Genomic DNA, 17,268 nt, shown 5'->3' on the forward strand with positions numbered 1-17,268 from the left:
ATGCCTGAGATCACTGTCAGCATGGCCGAAGGCCGCACCGACGAACAAAAGGCCGGCATGATGCGCGACATCACCCAGGCACTGGTGAAGAATCTCGGCGTCGATGCCGACGCCGTCGTCATCCAGATCAATGAAGCCCCGCTCCGCCACAAGATGAAGGGCGGCAAGACGTTCGTGGAGCGCGCGGCGGCTGCGAAGAAGTAGCCGGCGCTGGTTCGGCAACCACAAAGGTCGTCCTGGCGAAAGCCAAGGACCCATTACCCCAAGCGGCAGTTGTCGCAGCAGGTCGTGGTTTAGACCGCGCATGACAATGTTGGGTCGGGGTAATGGGTCCTGGATCGGCGCTCCGCTTCGCTGCGCTTGTCCAGGACGACGGGGGAGGCCCCATGGACGCACGCGACTTCATCAAGGTCGGCATGAGCGCCGAGCGCACGCTGGTGGTGCCGGTGGAGCGCACGGTCGGGCATTTCGTGCCCGGCATGCCGATGGTCTATGCGACGCCGATGATGATCCTGGAAATGGAGATGACGTCGGGCGATGCGATTCGTGCGGCGCTTCAGCCGGGCTGGGTCACCGTCGGCACCGAGGTCGATATCCGCCATCTTGCAGCAGCCCTCGTCGGTGCGACGGTGCGGACCACTGCGAAGGTTTTCGCGGTCGAGCGCCGCGTCATCCGCTTCGAGGTCGAGGCCTTCGAAGGCCCGCGAAAACTCGGCGAAGGGCGCCACGCGCGCGGGCTCGTCAATGTCGAGATGTTCAACAAGCGGCTAGCCGCAGGCTCGAAATCGTAGGGTGGGCAAAGGCGCGCAGCGCCGTGCCCACCATCTTTCCGCGATTGCATTCGAATGGGTGGGGCACGCTTCGCTTTGCCCACCCTACGGCACACTTTCTTACTTCGCCAATTCCTTCGACCGCTTCGTCGCCGCCGCGATGGCGCGGATCATCAGATCGCGCAGGCCGGGCTCGCCCATCAGCACGCCGAGTGCCGCGGCCGTGGTACCGCCGGGCGAGGTGACGTTCTGGCGCAGCGTGCCGGAGGCAAGCTCCGACTGGTGGAGAAGTTCACCCGAGCCGGCGACGGTTTCGCGCGCGAGTTTTGTCGCGAGCGCCTCGGGCAATCCCGCCTCGACACCGGCGCGCGCGAGTTCCTCGGCCAGCAAAAACACATAGGCCGGACCCGAGCCGGACACCGCAGTGACCGCGTCCATCAGGCTCTCATCGTTGACCCATTCGACCGAGCCGGTGGCGCGTAGCAGCGCATCGGCCACCGCGCGTTGCTGTGCGCTGACATTGTTCGCGGCGACAGCCACCGTGATGCCGCGACCGATCGCGGCCGGCGTGTTCGGCATCGCGCGCACCACCGCGCCGCCGCAGACCTCCTCGAGCGAGGCGATCGTGGTTCCCGCCATGATCGACACCACCGCGGTCTTGTCGGAGACGAATGGCTTCAGCTTGGCGCCGGCCTCGCGGAACATTTGCGGCTTCACCGCGACGACGAGCGTCTCGACCTGGCCTGCCGTCGTCACATCAGGATTGAGCGCAATCCCCTTGGCGGCAAGTGCGGTGATCTCGGCCGAGATGTGCGGATCGATCACCGCGACGCGGCGCGGATCGAGCCCGCCCGAAAGCCATCCGGTCAGCATCGCGCCGCCCATCTTGCCGGCACCGGCGAGCAGGATGGTGCCGGTGATGTTCTCGAGAGTGTTGTTGCTCGTCATAGCCGTTGCCACAAACTCAGTGTCGTCCCGGCGAAGGCCGGGACCCATAACCACAACTGGTTTTAATGGATGGAGGTGTTGGCAACAAGCAGCGTGCCACAAGCGAAATCACGCGGTATGGGTCCCGGCCTTCGCCGGGACGACGGCGAGCAGGGAGCGACGCCTTCCTCACGCGCTGGAGAGCTGAGTGCGCTTACGCCTCGCCCACCGTGTCGAACATGGCCGCGTCCATGGCTTCCGTCGTGGACTTGCCTGCCCACACCACGAACTGGAACGCCGGGAAATAGCGTTCGCAGGCGTGGATGGCGCCTGCGAGCATGGCTTCGCACTGGCCGGTGGAGGCGATGAGCCCGCCCGGCAGCACCAGGGCCTGCCGGTGCATGATCATGCCGGTGGTGGTCCACAGGTCGAAGTGCCCGACCCACAATTGCTCGTTGACCGCGGCCACGAGCCGCTGGACCTCCGGTCGCCGCGCAACCGGGATCTTCATGTCAAACGCGCAGGCCAGATGCAGCGCCTCGATCTCGCCCATCCAGGTGAAGGAGATCTGGTAGTCGGTCCATTGTCCCTTGGAGACAATCGTGAGTTCGTCTTCGCCGGAGCGTTCGAACGGCCAGTTGTTGCTGGCAGCGATATCCTCGACCACCGCGAGCGGATGGTTTTTGGAATCGATGGTGCCTTCGAGCAGGGACATGCCGTCTCGACCTCTTGCCTTTTTGTTGTCTTTGATACGCACGCGGTTGGTCCGGCGCGCGCTCCCTTAAATCTTGCTAAGGCGATCCATTCGGATCAGCGCGGGCTTGTCGCGGATCAACTGATGTGATTTGCGGAATCTGCGCAACTGGCTGCCGAGTCCGTCCACAAGTCAGGACTCGTTCGTCCACAGCTCATCTCCGCCACAATTATTAACGCCGGTGAGGCCGAACCGGATGGAGAAGAACAAACCGGAATCGGATTCGCCAAAGGCCTGCCAATCGCTAATTCCGTCGCGTGCCCCCTGGACCGCCATGGCGGCATGGGACCATGCGGTTTTCCCATGCGGAACCCGCTTGCCGCGGCCCCGAACCGGCGTCATATTCCGGTCAGGCCGTTCATCCCGGGCGGCCGATGTTCTCAGGGCGGGGTGAAAGTCCCCACCGGCGGTAAGGGCCGTAAGGCCTAAGCCCGCGAGCGCCTTCCTCAAAGCCTTGCTGAGGGGAAGGGTCAGCAGATTCGGTGCAACTCCGAAGCCGACGGTTAAAGTCCGGATGAAAGAGAACGGTCGGTGGCAGACGCATCGCAGGATGCGGCTGTTTGTCGTTCCGTGTGCCCTGATTCTGGTCCTTAACTGAGGAAAGCCATGAATCAGATGTTGCAAGATCCCCAAGCCGAAACGTCCCAACCAACTCAAACGCCACCGCCGGTTCCGCAAGATCCGGTGCCCGACCATCCGCGCTTCGCGAAACCGCAGCGGGTGGCCTTCGTGCAGGCCTGCTGGCACCGCGACGTGGTCGAGGAGGCCCGCATCGCCTTCGCGAAGGAGGCAGAAGCGCGCCACCTCAATCATGTCGACGTGTTCGAGGTGCCGGGCTCGTTCGAGATCCCGCTGCATGCGCAGATCCTGGCCAAGACACGACGCTACACCGCGATCGTCGCGGCCGGCCTCGTCGTCGACGGCGGCATCTACCGCCATGAGTTCGTCGCCGATACCGTGATCAAGGCGTTGATGGACGTGCAGCTGCGCACCGAGGTGCCCGTGTTCTCCGCGGTGCTGACGCCGCAGCAATTCCACGAGACCGAGGTGCACTACGATTTCTTCCGCAAGCATTTTGCCATCAAGGGCGTCGAAGTGGCAGCCGCCTGCGCGGAGACACTGCTCGGGCTCGAACGCCTGCGCGGCCAGGTCGCCGCGGGAATCGTGTAACGCAGCGCAACGACCATCCCTCATCCCGAGGGGCGCGAAACGCGTCTCGAAGGATGAGGGCGATCGCCGCCGTCATCACCCCAGTGACACCCCCGCTTTGGCGCGGCTGATCCCAAGCGTCAGGATGCGCTGCAGGAGAGCCGGATATTTCAGTCCGTCATGTAGAGCGGCCGTGGCGAACTCCTGGCTCTTGGCGATCTCGGGATTGGGATTGGCTTCGATGAAATATGGCGTGCCGTCGGCAGTGAGACGAAAATCGATGCGCGCATAGCCGTCGAGGCCGAGCACCCGGTAGATGCGTTTCGCGGCCCGCTGGATCCTGGCGGTCACTTCCGGCGCCAGATCCTTCGCAGGCCCGTCGACGATGCCGACCTTCTCCTGATAGTCGGTGTCGTGCTTGGCCTTCTCCGTGGCGATATGCCGTGACGAGCGGCCACCCATGCTGCCGAATTTCAGCTCCCAGACCGGCAGAACGCGCAAGCGATTGTTGCCGAGCACGCCGACGTAAAGCTCTCGCCCCTCGATGAACTGCTCGGCGATGGCGGCGGATTCGACCCGCTCGTGGATGAAGGCAACCCGCTCGGCCAGCTTCTCGTCGGTGTCGACGATGGAGGCTTGCGAGATGCCGAACGAGCCATCCATGTTCAGGCTCTTGACGATCAGCGGCAGCGCAAGGCGTGTCGGGCGTTTCACCTTGCGGCGCATCGGGAAGACCGCAAAGGCCGGCGCAGCGATCCGGCGGTGATGCACCAGCGTCTTGGACAAATCCTTGCCGCGGGCCAGGGTCAGGCCGCGCGGATTGCACCCGGTATAAGGGACCTTCATCAGCTCGAGATAGCTCGCGATGTGCTGGTCGAAGGCGACGTTGTTGTGGAATTCCTCCAGCAGCGTGAACACCACGTGCGGCTTGAACTCCTCGATCGCCTCGCGCACCGGCTTGATTTCCTCCTGCGCGCCGAGTGGTCGAACCTCGTGGCCGGCTGCGCGCAAGGTACTCACGACGTCGTATTCGGTTTTCCACGCGTTGATCTCCTGCACGGTGTGTCCGTCGCTGGAGTCCGGCGGCACGAAGTCCGGATGCATGAGCACCAGAATGCGCAGACGTCTCATAGCGCGATCCATTTTCGTTGAGACGGGCCAAACATCGTGTGCATCGTCTTGGCGGTCACGAGGACGATGAAGTCGAGAACGAGCTTCTGTTCGGGGCCGACGGCACGCAGATCGAGCTCGCGGCAGCGGAGATCATCTCGTCGAGCACGGCATCGAGTGTAAGCTGATTCTCGCCCGTCCATCGCGCCACCAGCTGCCTGATATGGGCGCGGTGCCGCCGGATCAGGGCCGAAGCCGGCTTCGAGCGGTGATGCCGTGGATCGGCTGAAAACAGCCGGGACAGATCGCGGTCGTAGGTCTTGGGGGGCGTGAAGGCGTAGAACGCCTGCTTCTTCTTGTAGTGCTCTTCGAGCGTCTGGCTCAGCCGACCCAGCGTATCGACACGCTCCCGCGTCGTGATCAGCGGTCGCTTGCCCGCGATCTCGCCCATCAGTTCGTCGACATATTCGAGCTTCTTCAGCGCCGGCCAGCCGGCGTATCGTGTCCGCCAGTTCGAACGGGGCCGCAGCCACACCGCAAAGGTCTCGGCGAAATCCTCGTCCGGATGGCTCTGCGCGTACCAGAGCCGCAGATGCTGGACATAGCGCCGGCTGGCCGGATTGGGCCGGTAATAGCGCGGATAATGTTTCGACGACGGGCCGAACAGTTGCTGCCAGCGCCGGCGGCGCTGCAACTGGTAGCCGTGCTGTATGGCGTGGCCCGCTTCGTGACGGAGGATGGCCATGCATTCACGCCAGGTTCCGCCCTCGACGTCGAACATCATCTTCTTCTCGAGCTTCATCAGGCGGGGATGAGCGAGATAGAACGGAATGGCGATGCCGGGAACGCCGCCCGGACTGAACCATTCGCTCGACATCCAGGTGTGCGGCCGCAGCCGGATGCCGCGCTCCTGGAGCTCCTCGTACAGCGCGCTGACGCAATCCTCGAGCCAGGTGCCTTCGACCGTAACCCTCAGGCTGGAGAGGCGTTGCTTGAGCAACTCATCATCCGACAGCTTCTCCCAGGCAAATTTCCGGCGTGGCATCGGGCATCCAGAGGGCAGAGATGACTCGGGATTCGGATGATGTCATGGGCGCTCGTTGGCAACAACCCGGGGGGCGGCGGCGCGTGAGGCCGTAGGGGGCAAAGCGACTTGTCCGCCGGAACTCGACGAGCGAAGGCGGAAGCGTGCTCACCGTCTTCATGGCCACAAAAAAGGTGGGCACGGCGCGTTGCGCCTTTGCCCACCCTACGATTTTCCGCAAGCGGCCAGAGGCGAAAACCTCAGTCAAACAGGCTCGACACCGACTCTTCCGCCGCGGTGCGCGCGATCGCGTCGGAGATCAGGCTGGCGATCGGCAGCGTGCGGATGTTCGGGGCCTTGCTCACCGCATCCGTCGGCAGGATCGAGTCGGTGATCACCAGCTCCTTCAGCCTGGAGTTCGTGATCCGGGCCGCCGCGCCGCCGGAGAGCACGCCGTGGGTGATGTAGGCGTAGACGTCCTTGGCGCCCTTGGCGATCAGCGCGTCAGCGGCGTTCACCAGCGTGCCGCCGGAATCCACGATGTCGTCGATCAGGATGCAGGTGTAGCCGGCGACGTCGCCGATGACGTTCATGACCTCGGATTCACCCGCCCTCTCGCGGCGCTTGTCGACGATCGCGAGCGGGGTGTTGATGCGCTTGGCGAGGCCGCGTGCGCGCGCCACGCCGCCGACGTCGGGCGAGATCACCATTGTCCTGGAGAGGTCGAACTTGTCCTTGATGTCGCGCACCATCAGCGGCGCTGCGTAGAGATTGTCGGTCGGGATGTCGAAGAAGCCCTGGATCTGGCCGGCATGCAGGTCGAGCGTCATGACGCGGTCGACGCCAGCCTGGGTGATCAAATTGGCGACGAGTTTTGCCGAGATCGGCGTGCGCGAACCCGACTTGCGGTCCTGCCGGGCGTAGCCGAAATAGGGCAACACCGCGGTGATGCGGCGCGCCGAGGAGCGGCGCAGTGCGTCGGTGATGATCAGCAATTCCATCAGATGGTCGTTCGCCGGAAACGAGGTCGACTGGATGACGAAGGCATCCGAGCCCCGCACGTTCTCCTGGATCTCGACGAAGATCTCCATGTCGGCGAAGCGCCGTACCACCGCCTTGGTCAGCGGCAGGTCGAGACCTTGCGCGATGGCCTGAGCGAGAGCCGGATTGGAGTTGCCGGCGACGAGCTTGATGGAGCCGTTCTTGGCCGACATGGACGCTTCCTCCCGCGCTTTGCTGGACACGATGTTCAACATCAAACAATACCCACTGGAAGCACGGTTACGACGGGCGAGGAAATATCAGGCCGGGGGCTGCAATGGCAACCCGGGGCACTACGTTTTCCCTGCGAAATCCCGAGTCCGGCCAACGGTTTGGCCGGAAAACGGGGCCGTGGTTTCGCGGGGGTTAGCGCTCGGCATAGCCCAGCGCCGAGGCCGGCATGTCGGCCAATGGAGCCTCCGGGATCACGCTCGCCACGGCCGGCCCGCGCAAGCCGGGCGCCGAGTTCGGCGCATCCGGTGTACCGTTGATCATGTTGGAAAGTCCGCTGAATCCGGCCTGGGCGATCTTCCGCAGCACGAGGTCGTCGGCAGCGCCCCAAGGATCCCGGCCGCCCTTGGCCGCGGTCGGTTCCTCGCCGGAAAGGCGCAGCGCCCGCTGCTGGTTGGCGTCGTAGACGTCCCAGACCCAGGCGATCACGGTCTTGCCACGAACGATCTGGGCGGAGAGGTAGCTGCGCACGCGGTAGGCAGCCGTCCCCTCGCGGGAGACCACGGACAGGCTGCGCAGCTTGGATTCGCTGTCGAGCACGCCGACCATGCGGTCGAACACTTGCGGCGGCGGCCCGTCGATCGATTCGAACGCGACTGTCGCCCCCGAGCCGGCGCTCGGCGCCATCGCATAGGAGTTCGCGGCGCCACCGCCACCGGCACAGCCGCCAAGCGCGGCCGTCAGCAGCATGACCGCGAGCACGCGCGAACCCGCGCGGCGCAAGATGAATGACGCGTCCCTCATTATGGAGGGCAGCGATATCGTTAAAACGCATTAACGTCTAGGGCGGGGGCGCCACAGGCCACTATCATCGCGCGCAGGCATCGCCCCGGAATGACACGGGGTTGCCTTTGTGTTCACGCTTCGAGCGCGATCGCGTGAACGTGGCGGCCGTAATCCGGCTCCTTGCGATGTACCGAGCGGCGGTAGCTGAAGAAGCGTTCGTCGGCGTAGGTGTCCAGACCGAGATCGTCGATCATCAGGATGCCCGCGGCTTCCAGACGCTTGCGGATGAAGCCGGCGAGGTCGAACATCGCGTGTCCCTCGCGCACCGACGGGATGAAGAACATGGCGTTGTCTCCATCCGCCTCGATGAAGCGCGCCACGAACTCGTTGCCGACTTCATAACTGTCCTGGCGGATCAGCGGGCCGATCGCGGCGATGATGCGGCTCCGCGAGGCGCCGAGTTTTTCCATCGCCGAAATGGTCTGCTCCAGCACGCCGGTGAGCGCACCCTTCCAGCCGGCATGCGCGCCGCCGATCACGCCCGCATTGGGATCGACGAACAGCACCGGTCCGCAATCGGCGGTGGAGACGCCGAGCGCGATGCCGGGCACCTTCGTCACCAGCGCATCGCCCTTCGGCCGCGGCCCGCTCGGCCACCGAGCTTCGGCCACGAGCACGTCGGGCGAATGGATCTGGTGCAGGCTGAGAAAGCGTTCGGGTGCGACGCCGACATGCTCGGCCATGCGGCGGCGGTTCTCCGCAACAAGGGCCTGGTCGTCATTGGAGCCGAGCCCGCCGTTCAGCGCGGAATAGATGCCGCCCGAGACGCCGCCCTCGCGGGTGAAGAAGGCGTGGCGCAGGCCGGGCACCGCGGACAGCAGCGAGGAGGCAAGCGTCATGAATCGTCTCCGGCGCGTTCGAGATCGCTGAGTCCCGCAAGGCCCGTCAGCCGCGGCTCGGAGATGCCGAGCACCTTGAACATCGAACCCATGCCGCTGCGCCCGGTTTCGGTCAGGCGCTTGAGCGCGATCGAAATGTCGGTGGCGACGTCAGGCGCCGCCTTCTGCATCAAGGCGGCTGCACGGGTCTCGATGCCGACGCGTTTGAGGAAATCGCCCTGCGTCACCGGCCCGTGCACGCGGGCGCCGACGTCCTCCGCCCCGCGCGCGAGCGCCTGGAAGTCGACATGGGCTGTGACGTCGGCCTGGCCCGGCGCCTTCAGGGGATCGGTGAAGGTGTGGCGCGCGATCGCCTGGAAGGTGTCGCCGGCATCGCTGCGCAGATGACCGTAATCGATGATCAGCGCCGCGCCGTCCTGGTCGCGCACGCGGCTGGCGAGCTTCATGATCTCGGCATCGGGCCGCCATTCGAACACGGCCCCGACGGGCGCGGCGCGCACCAGAGGCGGCAGCAACACCTCGAAGCGCGGCGTCGGCTCGGCCGCCGCGCCGAATTGAAGTTTTCCGTTGGCGTCGACCTCGATCACGCGCTCGTGCCAGCCGTTCTCGTGTCGGACCATCTGGTGGATCGGCAGCACGTCGAAATATTCGTTGGCGAGGATGATGCTCGGTCCCTCGGGCACGTCGTCGATGCTGTCGTGCCAGGCGATGTTGCGCACGCCCGACAGCGTCGCACTCTGCCGCTCGCGGAGGACGGGATTGACCTCGACCATGTGGATGTGGAGCGCCTGGTAGAGCGGCGGCAGCACGCGGAGCGCGCGCAGGGCGTCGGCCATCATGGTGCCGCGGCCGGGGCCGAGCTCGATCAGCCGCAGGAATTGCGGCGAGCCCATCTGCTTCCACACCGAGGCGGTCCACAGGCCCAAGAGCTCGCCGAACATCTGGCTGACCTCCGGCGCAGTGGTGAAGTCGCCTTCTCGTCCCAACGGATCGCGCGAGACGTAGTAGCCATAGCGCGGATGCATCAGGCACAGTTCCATGTACCGCCAGACCGGCATGGGGCCCGAGGATTTGATCAGCGCCTTGATCTCGTCGAGTAACGGCTGGTCGGTCACGGCCTATCTTCTCAAAAGGAATTAACGAATAGCCCCTACGGGCTCGGGCGCACCGCGCCTCACTGCCAATACAATAAGTATGAGGCCTACAATAAGCATCGGGATCGACAACAGCATGCCCATGGTTAATCCGCCCCAGAGGAAGCCGAGCTGGACGTCCGGTTCGCGGAAATGCTCGCCGGCGATCCGGCTCAAACCATAGATCAGGATGAAGGCGCCGAGGATCATGCCCGGCCGTTTCAGGGCGCCGAAGCGGATCATGATCGCGAGGGCGGCAAACAGCAAAATGCCCTCCATGCCGGCCTCGTAGAGCTGGCTCGGATGGCGTGGCAGCTGGGTGGGATCATTGGGGAAGATCATCGCCCAGGGCAGCTCCGGGTCGGCGGCGCGGCCCCACAATTCGCCGTTGATGAAATTGGCGATGCGGCCGAGCAGCAGCCCGACCGGAGCGACGGCGGTGGTGATGTCGCCGAGCGACAGGATCGAGATGCGGTTGCGATAGGCGAACCACATCACCGCGACGACGCAGCCGAGGAAGCCGCCGTGGAAGGACATGCCGCCTTCCCACAGCCTGAAAATCGCGGCGGGATGGTCGATGAAGAAGGGCAGGTTGTAGAACAGCACATAACCGGTGCGGCCGCCGAGGATGATGCCGAGCGTGACCCACAGAATGAAGTCGTCGATCTGCACCAGCGACATCGGCGCCGGGGCGCCCCACAGCCGCTCCCTTTTCAGGAGCGAGCGCGCATAGAGCCAGCCGAACACGATGCCGCAGATATAGGCCAGGGCATACCAGCGGATCGCGAACGGGCCGATCTCGATCGCGATCGGCTTGAAGGCGGGAAAGTCGATGAGCAGAAGTTGCATCGCGCCTTCTATGTCTGGACGAGATTGCGGCGATAGAGCGCCAGCAGACGCTCCCAATGCCGCTCGGCGGCGTCGCGGTGATAGGCCGGACGCTTGGGGAAGGCGAAGCCGTGATGGGTGCCGGGATAGATCTCGACTTCGGCTTTGGCGCCGCTCATGCCCTGCTTCACCTTCTCGATGATCTCGGCGGGCGCGTAGATGTCGGTCTCGGCGCAGGCGAAGTAGAGTTCGGCCTTGGTCTTGGCTGCCGCCAGATGCGGGCTGTCGTCCTGGTCGGTTGCGAGCTGGGTGCCGTAGACCGAAGCGGCGGCCTTGACGCGATCGGGAAAATGCGTGGCGGCGTTGACGGCGTAGCGGCCGCTCATGCAGTAGCCGACTGTACCGATCAGTTTGGTGTTCGCGGCCGCCTGGCCCTCGGCATAGGTGAGCAACGCCCGCGTGTCGTCCATGATCATGGGGATCGTGAGCGATCCCATCAGCGCGAACATGCGCTTGCGTTCCGGGGCGTTCGGATCGGCCGGCAGCGCGCCGAGCTCCATCACGCCGGAGCGGTAATAGAGGTTCGGCAGCATCACGTAATAGCCCGATGTTGCGAGCCGGCGCGCCATGTCGCGCAGCTCTTCGCGGATCGCCGGCGCGTCCATGTAGAACAGGATGACCGGAAACGGCCCGCCGCGTTCGGGATGGCTGATGAAGGTTGCGGTGTGACCGTCCTTGGTGGGGATCGCGATCTGCTGATCGATCATCTCGAGCGCCTTTTGTGATTCTTCTTATGCAGGGACGTTGAATACGATTGCAAGGAAACCGGGGCATGACAAGGATACCGCCGATCGGCCCTTGAACCCGCCCAATCGGATTGCCATTGTCTCCCCGCGCGTTCGCGCAGAGTTCATCGAAAGCCGCCAGGAGACCGACATGACCCAGACCAACAACCGGTTTTTCGACGAGATCGGCCGCCTGATGAACGATGCCGCCGGCGCCGCGCAGGGCGTCAAGCGCGAGTTCGACACGGTGATGCGCACCCAAGCCGAAAAATTCCTGCGCGACATGGACCTGGTCAAGCGCGAGGAGTTTGAGGCGGTCAAGGATATGGCGCGCCTGGCGCGCGAGGAGAACGAGGCCCTGAAGGCGCGCATCGCGGCGCTGGAGGCCAAGCTCGGCGGGTAACTCCGCCGGCTCCTTCCGGGCGATCCGGTTCCTTCCGGCCGCCCATTCTCCTTGTTATTTCCGCGTCTTCCGGGTAAAAGCCCGCCACGTCCGCAGCCCCCGCACCCCTGGAGGCTTGCTGCGGCGTATGCCATGGGCCGCGTTGCGGCCCATTAACTTTTGCAAAAACAAGGACTTAACGTTATGGCGACCGTCAAGGAATTGAAGGCGACCGCACGTCCGAAGAGCGGCAAGGGGGCCGCCCGGGCTGAGCGTCGCGCCGGGAGAGTGCCCGGAGTGATCTACGGCAACAACCAGCCCCCGCTGACCATCTCGGTGGACGATCGCGAACTGCGCTCGCGCATCCTCGCCGGCCGGTTCCTGACCACGCTGGTCGACATCGACCTCGAAGGCAACAAGCACCGCGTGATTCCGCGCGACTACCACCTCGATCCGGTCAAGGACTTCCCGATCCACGTCGACTTCATGCGGCTCGGCGAAGGCGCCACCATCCGCATCAGCGTTCCCTTGCACGTGGTGAAGGCCGAAGGTTCGCCCGGCGTGAAGCGCGGCGGCGCCGTGAACATCGTTGCGCATGCGATCGAGCTCGAGTGCGGCGTGGAGAACATCCCGCAGTTCATCGAGGCCGACGTGGGTTCGCTCGAAATCGGCCACTCGCTGCATCTCTCCGACATCAAGCTGCCGGCCGGCGTGAAGGCGCTGACCTCCGAGGACGCGACCCTCGTCACCATCGTGCCGCCGTCCGGCTACGCCGAAGAGCTGAAGGCTGCTGCTGCTGCTCCTGCCGCGGGTGCTGCTGCTCCGGCGGCTGGTGCTGCTCCGGCTGCGGGTGCTGCTGCTCCGGCAGCGGCTGCCAAGGCCCCGGCTGCCAAGGCTCCCGCCGGCGGCGACAAGAAGAAGTAATCTCTCAAAGCTGGCGCGCGGTCCCTGATCGCGCGCCGAGCGAGGGGCGCGCCGCGTCATGCGACTGTTTGTTGGGCTCGGCAATCCCGGCCCGAAATTCGCACGTAACCGGCACAATGTCGGCTTCATGGCCGTCGACGAGATCGCGCGGCGTCATGGTTTCGCACCCTGGCGCCGCAGGTTTCAGGGCGAGACCTCGGAAGGCACGCTCGGCACCGAGCGCGTGATCCTGCTCAAGCCGATGACCTACATGAATGATTCCGGCCGCAGCGTTCAGGAAGCGGCAAGCTTCTTCAAGATCGCGCCGGGCGACGTCACCGTATTCCATGACGAACTCGAACTGCCGCCGGGCAAGGTGCGGGTGAAGATCGGCGGCGGCATCGCCGGCCACAACGGCCTGCGCTCGATCTCCGCCCATATCGGCAACGAGTACCGCCGGGTGCGGCTCGGCATCGGTCATCCCGGCGTCAAGGAATTGGTGCACGGCCATGTGCTGTCGGACTTCGCCAAAGCGGACAACGACTGGGTGGCGACGCTCTGCGACGCGGTGGCCGAGCACGCGGCATTGGTTGCCAAAGGCACGGACGCGACCTTCGCCAACAGGGTGCACCTCGCCATGCAGGCGAAGGGATTTTTGACCAAGGACGACAACGGCAAGGAATAACGCTCGTGGGATTTAAATGCGGGATCGTCGGGTTGCCCAATGTCGGCAAGTCGACCTTGTTCAACGCGCTGACCGAGACGGCCGCGGCGCAGGCGGCGAACTATCCGTTCTGCACGATCGAGCCGAATGTCGGCGAGGTCGCGGTGCCGGATCCGCGGCTCGATAAGCTCGCAGCGATCGCCAAGTCGGGCCAGATCATCCCGACCCGGCTGACCTTCGTTGACATCGCCGGCCTCGTGCGCGGCGCGTCCAAGGGTGAAGGCCTCGGCAACCAGTTCCTCGCCAACATCCGTGAGGTCGACGCCATCGCGCATGTCGTGCGCTGCTTCGAGGACTCCGACATTACCCATGTCGAAGGCAAGATCGCCCCTGCTCGCCGATATCGAGACCATCGAGACCGAGCTGATGCTCGCCGATCTCGACAGCCTCGAGAAGCGCGTCGACAATTTGTCCAAGAAGGCCAAGGGCAACGACAAGGACGCCAAGGAGCAGCTCGACCTCGTCAATCGCACGCTGGTGCTGCTGCGCGAAGGCAAGCCCGCGCGCCTCGTCGAGCGCAAGGCGGAGGAGGAGCGCGCCTTCGGGATGCTCGGCCTGCTGTCGTCCAAGCCCGTGCTCTACGTCTGCAACGTCGAGGAAGGCTCGGCCGCATCAGGCAATTCGTTCTCGAAGGCGGTGCAGGACCAGGCTGCCAAGGAAGGCGCCATTGCGGTCGTCATCTCGGCAAAAATCGAATCCGAGATCGCCACCATTTCGCGCGACGAACGCGCCGACTTCCTGGAGACGCTGGGTCTCGAAGAGGCCGGCCTCGATCGCCTGATCCGCGCCGGCTACACGCTGCTCGACCTCATCACCTATTTCACGGTGGGCCCGAAGGAAGCGCGCGCCTGGACCATCTATCGCGGCACCAAGGCGCCGGGCGCGGCCGGCGTGATCCACACCGACTTCGAGAAGGGTTTTATCCGCGCCGAGACCATCGCGTATGAGGACTACGTCGCGCTGAACGGCGAAGCCGGCGCCCGCGATGCCGGCAAGCTCCGCCTCGAAGGCAAGGAATACGTCGTCGCCGACGGCGACGTGATGCATTTCAGGTTCAACACGTAAGACGCTGGAGTTCGTGCCCCGGAAGCGCCCTACCGCACCCCGCCGCCTTGATCCCTGATCGCGCCAAGATGCTCGTTGATGCGGAAGATGATCAGGATCAGCTCGGCGAGAATGCGCGAGAACACGATTCCGACGACGACGCTCGCGATCGACGACAGCAGCATCAGGAAGCCGCCGAACGGGCTGATCGCCATCATTGCGAGGCCGGAGAAGATGCCGGAGAGGCCGAACAGGCAGATCAGCGCGATCACCAGCCAGTAGAAGGTCTTGATGATCGTCGGCGTGATAAAGCGGTCCCATTGAAACAGGTCGCTGAATGAAAACATTGCTCTCCCCAGGGCAATTCAGGTGTTGTCGGGCCTTGCAAATGGATCGTGGCCCCTGCTCGATCCGACTCAAGACCGACGCCGGCGCGCCGAGTGTAGCACGAGCCATGCGGGCCGGCGGGTTGAGATTGCCGCAAAGTGCGGCCACAATCTGTCGTTCCCTCAAACCTTTCCCAAGATGACCCTGACCTTCGAAGATTTCCCGCCCGGCCGGTTCGGAACATTCGGCCCGCGCCATGTCACGCGCGACGAGATCGTGGCCTTTGCCGCCGAGTTCGATCCGCAGCCGATGCACCTCGACGAGGACGCCGCCAGCAAAAGCATGCTGCGCGGCCTGTCCGGCTCGGGCTGGCATCTCTGTTCGCTGATGATGCGGATGATGGCCGACGGTTTCATCACCCGCGCCGCTTCGCTGGGATCTCCCGGCGTCGACGAAGTGCGGTGGCTGTCGCCGCTCAGACCCGGCGACGATCTCATGCTCGAAGTCGACGTCGTGGAGGCCCGCACCTCGAAGAGCCGCCCGGAGCTCGGCATCGTCAAATTCAAATGCACCGTGCGCAACGCCGGGGGTGATGCGCTGTGCGAGATGACGTCGCCGATCCTGATCAAGCGGCGCGAAGGGGCGGTCTGATGCCGTTTTTCGAGGAGATCGAGATTGGGCATCGCCGTGAGATCGGCGCCTATACGTTCACGGCCGAGTCGATCAAGACATTCGCCGCAAAGTTCGATCCGCAGCGTTTTCACCTCGACGAGGAGGAGGGCAAGAACTCCTTGTTTGGCGGGCTCGCGGCCTCGGGCTGGCACGTCGGGTCGGCCTGCATGAGCCTGCTTGTCGCCGACGGCCAGCGCCTGGCGCGGGAAGCCGCTTCGCGCGGCGAGGAGGTCGCGGTGTGGGGCCCGTCGCCGGGCTTTCGCGACCTGCGCTGGATCAGGCCGGTGCTCGCCGGCGACATCGTCACCTACGTCAACGTCGTCATCGACAAGCGCAGCTCCGCCTCGCGACCCGGTTGGGGCATCCTGACCGCGCGCACCACCGGCACCAACCAGCGCGGCGAGGACGTCTACGCCATCACCGCAACCGCCTTCGTGCCGATGCGTGTGAACGGCGGTTAGATTCGTTCCAGGATGAACGGCGAAAACAGCGCGCGAGTGTTGCCCCCGCGCTATGGACGCGATTCCGGGTGGCTGCCATAAGCCTGCGCAACATGGTTTTCCCGCGAAGCAATGCGCGGAACCATCGAGTTGCTAACCAATTATGAACCTGTCGCTGTCTATTTGAACGAACTGGGCAGAGTACAGGGGACGAGGACCATGGCAGACCGCGGCGCACTCAAGCTGGTCGGATTCATCTTTGCTACCGCGACGCTGGCCGTGATGCTGGTGGCCGGCATGGTGGTGAAGGGCTATGCCGACGGCGCCTACACCCTGGAAGCTTCGACCGTGGAAGCCGCCCGGTAAGATTTCGTTAACTCCGCGGCCTCCGCCCTCAGCGGCTATAGACGAACGCCAATGTCGCGATCGCAACCGCCAGCAAACCGACAAAACGCAGCATGATCGTGCCGAACTGGTTCGGCGCGGGCCGCAGCGGTATCGGGTCGGTGGTGTCGGGCCGAATGCTTTCCATGAAAAGTCCCCAGGCCCGGCCGCGATGGCAAGAGCGCTTGGCGTTAGTCGCCGGATCGATGCGGGAAGTTCAAACCCCTCCGCTGTTATGCCCCGCCAAAGCGGGGCATCCGGTACGCCGCGCGTCACAGTTCTAGCCTCGCTGCCTCTGGAATACTGGATCACCCGCTTTCGCGTGATGACACTTTTCGTGGGGCGCGTGCGCACCGTCACACACCCCACGAATCAAAACCGCCGCGCCCCTTTCGGAACGCGGCGGCTGGTGATGCGGGATGCAGCGATCAACTGTTGCGCAGGCCGTCGGCGGCGCGCTTCCACTGCGAGACGTTGTCGGCGATCATGCGGGTCGACTTCATCGCGGCCTGGCTGAGCTGGGCGTAGCCGGAGATCTCGCGCTGGACGCGCTGGCCTTCGGCGTGGAGCAGGTCGCGCAGGCTCTCGAGCTCGGAGATCAAATTCTCGATCTCGGCGAGGGAGGTGCCGGCGACGCGCTGGATCAGCGAGTTGACGTTGGTGACGGTGGCCTCCGCGCTCGGATCGAGCGGCGGCGCGTCCGCGGCGGTCGCTGCCGGACGGCGCAGATAGGCGATGTCGTTGCGGACGAAGTCACGGATGCCGGCTTCGACTTCCGTCACTGCGGCAAGGTTGGTGTCGATGGTCTCGGTCTCGGTGGCTTCGGTCTTTTCCGGACGCATGGCGTTCATCGTTATTCCCCTGTTCGCGTTGAGCGCAGCGCGAGTGTCCCCCGCACGACGACGTCGGTCTGGGACTAGGGCGCCGGATTTTGGCCGCAACTTGGCCGAGGTGCGGCAAGGGCGGTCCATTCGGGGGCTTTGCCGTGGCGTATGGTTACCGGAGTCTGAACGCG

Annotated in this window: 22 protein-coding genes, 1 pseudogene and 1 riboswitch; of the genes and pseudogenes, 10 read left to right on the plus strand and 13 right to left on the minus strand. The window is 64.6% G+C overall.

What is annotated here, in order from left to right; genetic code table 11:
• Both AB3L03_RS22750 and AB3L03_RS22755 read left to right on the plus strand, forming a co-directional pair.
• Positions 1-204, plus strand: coding sequence for a tautomerase family protein (locus tag AB3L03_RS22750; protein WP_008144861.1), 204 nt, complete (start codon positions 1-3; stop codon positions 202-204).
• 182 nt (positions 205-386) lie between these two features.
• A complete protein-coding gene (locus AB3L03_RS22755) occupies positions 387-791 on the plus strand; it encodes a thioesterase family protein (protein WP_018453507.1) in 405 nt (134 codons plus the stop codon).
• Between the two features lie 99 nt (positions 792-890).
• Here the strand turns inward: AB3L03_RS22755 and proC are convergent, their stop codons facing one another.
• The gene (proC, locus tag AB3L03_RS22760; protein WP_018453508.1) at positions 891-1,718 is read right to left on the minus strand and encodes a pyrroline-5-carboxylate reductase; all 828 of its coding nucleotides are present in this window, start codon (positions 1,716-1,718) and stop codon (positions 891-893) included.
• 193 nt (positions 1,719-1,911) lie between these two features.
• Positions 1,912-2,412 carry a YbjN domain-containing protein gene (locus AB3L03_RS22765; protein WP_018453509.1) on the minus strand — a complete coding sequence of 167 codons (501 nt, stop codon included), beginning with the start codon at positions 2,410-2,412 and terminating at the stop codon, positions 1,912-1,914.
• 411 nt (positions 2,413-2,823) lie between these two features.
• Positions 2,824-2,981, plus strand: a riboswitch (FMN riboswitch).
• A gap of 76 nt (positions 2,982-3,057) precedes the next feature.
• Here AB3L03_RS22765 and AB3L03_RS22770 point away from each other — a divergent pair.
• Positions 3,058-3,621: a 6,7-dimethyl-8-ribityllumazine synthase gene (locus AB3L03_RS22770; RefSeq protein WP_026232546.1), complete on the plus strand. Its 564-nt coding sequence runs from the start codon at positions 3,058-3,060 to the stop codon at positions 3,619-3,621.
• A gap of 75 nt (positions 3,622-3,696) precedes the next feature.
• Here the strand turns inward: AB3L03_RS22770 and AB3L03_RS22775 are convergent, their stop codons facing one another.
• The 8 genes from AB3L03_RS22775 to AB3L03_RS22810 form a co-directional block, all read right to left on the minus strand.
• Positions 3,697-4,731: an ATP-grasp domain-containing protein gene (locus AB3L03_RS22775; RefSeq protein WP_018453512.1), complete on the minus strand. Its 1,035-nt coding sequence runs from the start codon at positions 4,729-4,731 to the stop codon at positions 3,697-3,699.
• Positions 4,732-4,786: 55 nt separating this feature from the next.
• Positions 4,787-5,755, minus strand: a complete 969-nt coding sequence (locus AB3L03_RS22780) for a putative zinc-binding metallopeptidase (RefSeq protein ID WP_368507069.1) — start codon at positions 5,753-5,755, stop codon at positions 4,787-4,789.
• Positions 5,756-5,994: 239 nt separating this feature from the next.
• On the minus strand, positions 5,995-6,948 hold the full coding sequence (locus AB3L03_RS22785; protein ID WP_007614838.1) for a ribose-phosphate pyrophosphokinase: 954 nt from the start codon (positions 6,946-6,948) through the stop codon (positions 5,995-5,997).
• A gap of 193 nt (positions 6,949-7,141) precedes the next feature.
• A complete protein-coding gene (locus tag AB3L03_RS22790; protein WP_018453515.1) occupies positions 7,142-7,750 on the minus strand; it encodes a hypothetical protein in 609 nt (202 codons plus the stop codon).
• A gap of 113 nt (positions 7,751-7,863) precedes the next feature.
• Positions 7,864-8,631: a peptidoglycan editing factor PgeF gene (gene pgeF, locus AB3L03_RS22795; protein ID WP_018453516.1), complete on the minus strand. Its 768-nt coding sequence runs from the start codon at positions 8,629-8,631 to the stop codon at positions 7,864-7,866.
• Positions 8,628-9,746 carry a class I SAM-dependent methyltransferase gene (locus AB3L03_RS22800; protein ID WP_018453517.1) on the minus strand — a complete coding sequence of 373 codons (1,119 nt, stop codon included), beginning with the start codon at positions 9,744-9,746 and terminating at the stop codon, positions 8,628-8,630. The genes pgeF and AB3L03_RS22800 overlap by 4 nt, the downstream gene beginning before the upstream one ends.
• A 21-nt stretch (positions 9,747-9,767) precedes the next feature.
• Positions 9,768-10,613, minus strand: coding sequence for a prolipoprotein diacylglyceryl transferase (gene lgt, locus AB3L03_RS22805; RefSeq protein ID WP_368507070.1), 846 nt, complete (start codon positions 10,611-10,613; stop codon positions 9,768-9,770).
• A gap of 8 nt (positions 10,614-10,621) precedes the next feature.
• On the minus strand, positions 10,622-11,359 hold the full coding sequence (locus tag AB3L03_RS22810; protein ID WP_018453519.1) for a dienelactone hydrolase family protein: 738 nt from the start codon (positions 11,357-11,359) through the stop codon (positions 10,622-10,624).
• Between the two features lie 169 nt (positions 11,360-11,528).
• On the opposite strand from AB3L03_RS22810, the gene AB3L03_RS22815 reads away from it, so the two are divergent.
• The 4 genes and pseudogenes from AB3L03_RS22815 to ychF all read left to right on the plus strand — a co-directional run bounded on the left by AB3L03_RS22815 (position 11,529) and on the right by ychF (position 14,451).
• Positions 11,529-11,780: an accessory factor UbiK family protein gene (locus AB3L03_RS22815; protein WP_007596812.1), complete on the plus strand. Its 252-nt coding sequence runs from the start codon at positions 11,529-11,531 to the stop codon at positions 11,778-11,780.
• Positions 11,781-11,963: 183 nt separating this feature from the next.
• Complete coding sequence (locus AB3L03_RS22820; RefSeq protein WP_018453521.1) at positions 11,964-12,683, plus strand: 50S ribosomal protein L25/general stress protein Ctc; 720 nt, start codon at positions 11,964-11,966, stop codon at positions 12,681-12,683.
• Between the two features lie 58 nt (positions 12,684-12,741).
• Positions 12,742-13,347: an aminoacyl-tRNA hydrolase gene (pth, locus tag AB3L03_RS22825; RefSeq protein ID WP_018453522.1), complete on the plus strand. Its 606-nt coding sequence runs from the start codon at positions 12,742-12,744 to the stop codon at positions 13,345-13,347.
• Between the two features lie 5 nt (positions 13,348-13,352).
• Positions 13,353-14,451: pseudogene (ychF, locus tag AB3L03_RS22830) on the plus strand (redox-regulated ATPase YchF).
• A gap of 29 nt (positions 14,452-14,480) precedes the next feature.
• Here the strand turns inward: ychF and AB3L03_RS22835 are convergent.
• Positions 14,481-14,777 carry a DUF4282 domain-containing protein gene (locus AB3L03_RS22835; protein WP_018453524.1) on the minus strand — a complete coding sequence of 99 codons (297 nt, stop codon included), beginning with the start codon at positions 14,775-14,777 and terminating at the stop codon, positions 14,481-14,483.
• 178 nt (positions 14,778-14,955) lie between these two features.
• On the opposite strand from AB3L03_RS22835, the gene AB3L03_RS22840 reads away from it, so the two are divergent.
• From AB3L03_RS22840 to AB3L03_RS22850, 3 genes are all read left to right on the plus strand, one after another.
• The gene (locus AB3L03_RS22840; protein WP_018453525.1) at positions 14,956-15,408 is read left to right on the plus strand and encodes a MaoC family dehydratase; all 453 of its coding nucleotides are present in this window, start codon (positions 14,956-14,958) and stop codon (positions 15,406-15,408) included.
• Complete coding sequence (locus AB3L03_RS22845; protein WP_018453526.1) at positions 15,408-15,890, plus strand: MaoC family dehydratase; 483 nt, start codon at positions 15,408-15,410, stop codon at positions 15,888-15,890. Before AB3L03_RS22840 ends, AB3L03_RS22845 begins: the two co-directional genes overlap by 1 nt.
• A gap of 198 nt (positions 15,891-16,088) precedes the next feature.
• Positions 16,089-16,235, plus strand: coding sequence for a hypothetical protein (locus AB3L03_RS22850; RefSeq protein WP_007596790.1), 147 nt, complete (start codon positions 16,089-16,091; stop codon positions 16,233-16,235).
• A 28-nt stretch (positions 16,236-16,263) separates the two neighbouring features.
• Here the strand turns inward: AB3L03_RS22850 and AB3L03_RS22855 are convergent, their stop codons facing one another.
• Positions 16,264-16,401 carry a hypothetical protein gene (locus AB3L03_RS22855; RefSeq protein WP_018453527.1) on the minus strand — a complete coding sequence of 46 codons (138 nt, stop codon included), beginning with the start codon at positions 16,399-16,401 and terminating at the stop codon, positions 16,264-16,266.
• Positions 16,402-16,681: 280 nt separating this feature from the next.
• On the minus strand, positions 16,682-17,104 hold the full coding sequence (locus AB3L03_RS22860) for a hypothetical protein (RefSeq protein WP_018453528.1): 423 nt from the start codon (positions 17,102-17,104) through the stop codon (positions 16,682-16,684).
• Positions 17,105-17,268 lie beyond the last annotated feature (164 nt).

Source organism: Bradyrhizobium lupini, from assembly GCF_040939785.1.
GTDB classification, from domain to species: Bacteria; Pseudomonadota; Alphaproteobacteria; order Rhizobiales; family Xanthobacteraceae; genus Bradyrhizobium; species Bradyrhizobium canariense_D.

What these genes read in the sequence shown, in the direction of transcription:
- AB3L03_RS22750 (WP_008144861.1), top strand. Translation starts at nt 1, where the DNA reads ATGCCTGAGATCACTGTCAGCATGGCCGAAGGCCGCACCGACGAACAA.
- AB3L03_RS22755 (WP_018453507.1), top strand. Translation starts at nt 387, where the DNA reads ATGGACGCACGCGACTTCATCAAGGTCGGCATGAGCGCCGAGCGCACG.
- proC (WP_018453508.1), bottom strand. Translation starts at nt 1,718, where the DNA reads ATGACGAGCAACAACACTCTCGAGAACATCACCGGCACCATCCTGCTC.
- AB3L03_RS22765 (WP_018453509.1), bottom strand. Translation starts at nt 2,412, where the DNA reads ATGTCCCTGCTCGAAGGCACCATCGATTCCAAAAACCATCCGCTCGCG.
- AB3L03_RS22770 (WP_026232546.1), top strand. Translation starts at nt 3,058, where the DNA reads ATGAATCAGATGTTGCAAGATCCCCAAGCCGAAACGTCCCAACCAACT.
- AB3L03_RS22775 (WP_018453512.1), bottom strand. Translation starts at nt 4,731, where the DNA reads ATGAGACGTCTGCGCATTCTGGTGCTCATGCATCCGGACTTCGTGCCG.
- AB3L03_RS22780 (WP_368507069.1), bottom strand. Translation starts at nt 5,755, where the DNA reads ATGCCACGCCGGAAATTTGCCTGGGAGAAGCTGTCGGATGATGAGTTG.
- AB3L03_RS22785 (WP_007614838.1), bottom strand. Translation starts at nt 6,948, where the DNA reads ATGTCGGCCAAGAACGGCTCCATCAAGCTCGTCGCCGGCAACTCCAAT.
- AB3L03_RS22790 (WP_018453515.1), bottom strand. Translation starts at nt 7,750, where the DNA reads ATGAGGGACGCGTCATTCATCTTGCGCCGCGCGGGTTCGCGCGTGCTC.
- pgeF (WP_018453516.1), bottom strand. Translation starts at nt 8,631, where the DNA reads ATGACGCTTGCCTCCTCGCTGCTGTCCGCGGTGCCCGGCCTGCGCCAC.
- lgt (WP_368507070.1), bottom strand. Translation starts at nt 10,613, where the DNA reads ATGCAACTTCTGCTCATCGACTTTCCCGCCTTCAAGCCGATCGCGATC.
- AB3L03_RS22810 (WP_018453519.1), bottom strand. Translation starts at nt 11,359, where the DNA reads ATGATCGATCAGCAGATCGCGATCCCCACCAAGGACGGTCACACCGCA.
- AB3L03_RS22815 (WP_007596812.1), top strand. Translation starts at nt 11,529, where the DNA reads ATGACCCAGACCAACAACCGGTTTTTCGACGAGATCGGCCGCCTGATG.
- AB3L03_RS22820 (WP_018453521.1), top strand. Translation starts at nt 11,964, where the DNA reads ATGGCGACCGTCAAGGAATTGAAGGCGACCGCACGTCCGAAGAGCGGC.
- pth (WP_018453522.1), top strand. Translation starts at nt 12,742, where the DNA reads ATGCGACTGTTTGTTGGGCTCGGCAATCCCGGCCCGAAATTCGCACGT.
- AB3L03_RS22835 (WP_018453524.1), bottom strand. Translation starts at nt 14,777, where the DNA reads ATGTTTTCATTCAGCGACCTGTTTCAATGGGACCGCTTTATCACGCCG.
- AB3L03_RS22840 (WP_018453525.1), top strand. Translation starts at nt 14,956, where the DNA reads ATGACCCTGACCTTCGAAGATTTCCCGCCCGGCCGGTTCGGAACATTC.
- AB3L03_RS22845 (WP_018453526.1), top strand. Translation starts at nt 15,408, where the DNA reads ATGCCGTTTTTCGAGGAGATCGAGATTGGGCATCGCCGTGAGATCGGC.
- AB3L03_RS22850 (WP_007596790.1), top strand. Translation starts at nt 16,089, where the DNA reads ATGGCAGACCGCGGCGCACTCAAGCTGGTCGGATTCATCTTTGCTACC.
- AB3L03_RS22855 (WP_018453527.1), bottom strand. Translation starts at nt 16,401, where the DNA reads ATGGAAAGCATTCGGCCCGACACCACCGACCCGATACCGCTGCGGCCC.
- AB3L03_RS22860 (WP_018453528.1), bottom strand. Translation starts at nt 17,104, where the DNA reads ATGAACGCCATGCGTCCGGAAAAGACCGAAGCCACCGAGACCGAGACC.